Source organism: Sporosarcina sp. P17b (assembly GCF_002743115.1).
GTDB lineage: Bacteria > Bacillota > Bacilli > Bacillales_A > Planococcaceae > Sporosarcina > Sporosarcina ureae_C.
In genome coordinates, this window is the sequence record NZ_PDYP01000033.1 from 1 (window position 1) to 4145 (window position 4145).

General features: G+C 40.7%; 4 protein-coding genes. All 4 read left to right on the plus strand.

Annotation, left to right across the window (positions count from 1 at the left end; genetic code table 11):
* The first annotated feature begins 109 nt into the window (after window positions 1-109).
* The 4 genes from CSV76_RS16810 to rlmD all read left to right on the plus strand — a co-directional run bounded on the left by CSV76_RS16810 (window position 110) and on the right by rlmD (window position 4053).
* Window positions 110-1447 (plus strand): cytochrome ubiquinol oxidase subunit I, encoded by a 1338-nt coding sequence (locus CSV76_RS16810; protein ID WP_099626300.1) that lies wholly within the window; start codon window positions 110-112, stop codon window positions 1445-1447.
* A complete protein-coding gene (locus tag CSV76_RS16815) occupies window positions 1444-2469 on the plus strand; it encodes a cytochrome d ubiquinol oxidase subunit II (RefSeq protein ID WP_099626301.1) in 1026 nt (341 codons plus the stop codon). Before CSV76_RS16810 ends, CSV76_RS16815 begins: the two co-directional genes overlap by 4 nt.
* 12 nt (window positions 2470-2481) lie before the next feature.
* Entirely contained in the window at window positions 2482-2616 is a 135-nt protein-coding gene (gene cydS, locus CSV76_RS17925) for a cytochrome bd oxidase small subunit CydS family protein (protein ID WP_255396873.1), read from the plus strand.
* Between the two features lie 66 nt (window positions 2617-2682).
* A complete protein-coding gene (rlmD, locus tag CSV76_RS16820; RefSeq protein ID WP_099626302.1) occupies window positions 2683-4053 on the plus strand; it encodes a 23S rRNA (uracil(1939)-C(5))-methyltransferase RlmD in 1371 nt (456 codons plus the stop codon).
* The last annotated feature ends 92 nt before the right edge of the window (window positions 4054-4145 follow it).

Consider the following 4145-nt stretch of genomic DNA (forward strand, 5'->3'; position numbering starts at 1 on the left):
GTATAAGAGACAAGAGAAAAGGCTGATGTGGTTGGCATTTATTGTCGCGGGTATCATGTTGCTATCAATTTTAGGAAGATTATTCTCGTGAAAAGAGGAGGTGGCTCGTATGGATCCCGTTTTTTATTCTAGGATATTGACTGAACTAACATTATCATTTCATATTATCTATGCAACCATTGGGGTCGGTGTTCCACTCATGATTATGCTAGCTCAATGGGTGGGGATTAAAAAGAACGATGAGCATTATATCTTGCTAGCTAGACGTTGGGCGCGCGGCTTCGTTATTACTGTAGCTGTTGGGGTCGTGACAGGAACAGCAATTGGGTTGCAACTGTCTTTATTGTGGCCTAATTTTATGGAGCTGGCTGGTAATGTGATTGCCTTACCATTATTTATGGAGACATTTGCCTTCTTTTTTGAAGCGATATTTCTCGGTATTTACTTATATACATGGGATCGTTTTGAGAATCAAAAGAAACATTTTCTACTACTTATTCCAGTCGCGCTTGGAGCATCATTCTCTGCGGTATTCATCACCATTGTAAATGCTTTCATGAATGCGCCGCAAGGCTTTAATTTAGTTAATGGGGAATTGATTAACGTCAACCCGCTTGTGGCAATGTTTAATCCTGCTATGCCGACAAAAGTGGCACACGTAGTTGGTACAGCTTATATGACATCTGCATTTTTATTGGCTGCCATTGCCGCGTTTCGTCTGTTGCGTGGTTCAAATCATGTCTATCATAAAAAAGCCTTATACCTGACTTTAAAAGTTGGATTCATTTTTAGTGTCAGTGCAGCGCTGATTGGTGATTTATCAGGTAAGTATTTAGCAGAGTATCAACCTGAAAAGTTGGCAGCAGCCGAATGGCATTTTGAAACGGAAGAAAATGCTCCTTTAATTTTATACGGTGTGCTGGACGATGGCGAAGTTAAATACGCCATTAAAATACCGTATGCCCTTTCTATTTTAGCGCACGGTGTACCTAGTGCTGAAGTCGTCGGATTGGATCAGTTTCCTGAAGAGGATACACCACCACTATATATTCATTACCTCTTTGATATTATGGTAACAATCGGAATGTTATTGATGACGTTGGCAGCTGTATACTGGATTGGTATGTGGCGAAGATGGTCATTTGTTGAGTCTCGCTTATTCCGATGGCTCATTGTCATAGCAGGACCACTCGTTTTCATTTCACTCGAAGCGGGTTGGTGGTTAGCAGAGGTAGGACGTCAACCGTGGATATTACGTAATATTATGCGGACGTCTGAGGGTGCAACTACTAGTGGTCAGGTACCGACGATGCTTGTACTCTTTGCGCTTCTATACCTCGTCCTCGGTATCGGCAGTATAGTCGTTTTAAGAAGAATGTTCATCAGAAATCCTGTAGAACAAGAAATTATAGATCGACAGCGAGAGAAAGGCGGTGACATTCTATGAATATCGAAATTCTAGGAATTACGGTGTTGTGGGTGTTCTTATTCGGCTACATCTTGATCGGTGCGATTGATTTCGGAGCAGGTTTTTTCAACGCATATAGTTTATTTACAGGCCGACAGCGAATATTGACTCATGTCATTCAGCGTTATTTGTCACCAGTTTGGGAGGTAACGAATGTATTTCTAGTATTCTTCTTCGTGGGGATTATTGGATTCTTCCCAAAAACCGCCTTCTATTACGGGACTACCTTGTTAGTACCGGTTAGTTTTGCCATTATCCTTTTGGCGATTCGAGGTTCGTATTATGCATTCGAAACGTATGGAGCTCGTGGTCACAAAGGGTATTCATTCGCTTACGGTTCAACGGGTTTACTACTTCCTGCGTCATTGTCAATTGTACTGACGATTTCTGAAGGAGGATTTATCGAATTGGTAAATGGTCAGCCGGTTTTAGATTACTGGAAGTTGTTCACAAGTCCGCTTACTTGGTCGATTGTCGTACTAAGCATAGCGGCCACACTGTATATCTCATCCGCATTTTTGACATGGTATGCGAATAAAGCCAAGGATTCAGAGGCGACGCAACTGTTAAGGAAGTATGCGCTTATCTGGGCATTGCCAACGATCGTCGCTGCAGGCGGGATTATATTTGAATTACGTAAACATAACCCGCTACACTATGAGAATATTCAAAGATTCTGGCCGATGTTTCTACTATCGTTTTTACTGTTCTTAGGAACGGTTTATCTTATCTGGAAACAGCGGCAATATGGTCTAGCATTCGGTTTACTAATAGGACAATTCATATTTGCCTTCTTTGGTTATGGTGCTTCGCATTATCCATACTTGCTCTACCCGTATTTGACTATTTACGATAGTTTCACGAACCAAGCTATGGCGATTGCTTTAATCGTGGCGTTTATATTTGGATTACTTCTGCTAATCCCATCATTGTATTTACTATTACGTATGTTCCTATTCAATAAAGAGTATGTAAAAGGAAAAGAAAACCATCATGCATAAGGGGGCATTAAGATGAATGAATTTTTGATTTTCTATGCACCTTTTTTAGTCATCATCGCAGGTATCGTACTATCGTTCTTTGTGGTTTTGAAAGACGATGCAGTGACAAAGAATGAGTATAAAAACAGTAAAAAAACAGACGTATGATTACGTCTGTTTTTTTCTTGGCTTCCCATGGTACACTAGAAGTATCTGAAAGATGGAGGAAAAATCATGAGCTTTGCAGTAAATAAAAATGAAAAAATTCGAGTGACTATAGAAGATCTAACACATGATGGAGCGGGCGTAGCGAAAGTAGAGGGCTATCCTTTATTCATTCAAGGAACATTACCCGGGGAAACAGTTGATGTACATGTATTGAAGACATTGAAGAAATATGGATTCGCCAAATTAATCAATATTGTGGAACCATCTACTTCCCGTGTGACACCACCTTGTCATGTATTCCCGACATGTGGAGGATGCCAGTTACAGCATTTATCCTACGAGAGCCAGTTGATACAAAAACGCAAAACAGTACGTGATGTAATGGACCGCATTGCTAAGCTGCCAGACGTACCAGTACACGAAGTGAAAGGTATGGATGATCCATGGCGCTACCGTAATAAATCACAAATACCATTTGACACAGAGAATGATCGAGTAATCACAGGCTTTTATAAAGCGCGTACTCATCATATCGTGGATACGGATGTATGCTTGATACAGACGGAAGAAGCCGATGAATTGATGACTTTGCTGAAATATAAACTACAGCAACTTGGTATCGAGACATATGATGAACATACACACAAAGGCATGCTACGTCATTTAATCGTTAGAAAAGCACGCCAGACGGGTCAAGTAATGGTTGTACTTGTAACTCGACATAAAAAATTCCCGCAAAAAGACGCGGTAGTCGAATTAATTCAGCAACATTTACCGAATGTGACATCTATTATGCAAAATGTGAATACAGCGAATACGAACGTCATTATGGGCAATGAAATGATCCAGCTATATGGTACGGATGTCATTATTGATCGGATTGGAGAAACTGAATTTGAGATTTCAGCACGTTCTTTCTACCAAATAAATCCTGTACAAACAGAAGTGTTGTATCAACAGGCACTTGATTATGCGAACCTGACTGGAAATGAAACAGTAGTAGATGCGTATTGTGGGATCGGAACGATTACATTGTTCTTGGCTAAACAAGCGAAGGAAGTATACGGAGTCGAAATAGTGCCACAGGCGATAGAAGATGCAAAGCGTAACGCAGAACTAAACCATATTACTAACGCTCATTTTGAAGCGGGGCCAGCAGAAGAAATCATCCCCAAATGGTACGCGCAAGGTAAAGAGTTTGATGTATTAGTCGTTGATCCACCACGTAAAGGATGCGATGAAAAATTATTAGAAACTATCTTAGCTTATAAACCGAAGAAGATTGTGTATGTATCTTGTAATCCAGGAACATTGGCGCGGGATTTACGCATTCTAGAAGATGGTGGCTATCGCACGAAGGAAGTCCAACCGGTTGATATGTTCCCGCATAGTAGTCATGTCGAGGTTATTTGCAACATAGATTATGTAGGCGTTTAAAACGCCCATTCTATGTCGATGCGGTCCTCGTAAACAGAGATCTTGTTAATCAGTTTGGCCGCAATAAGCCGTTTCTTTTCAATCTCTTCGTT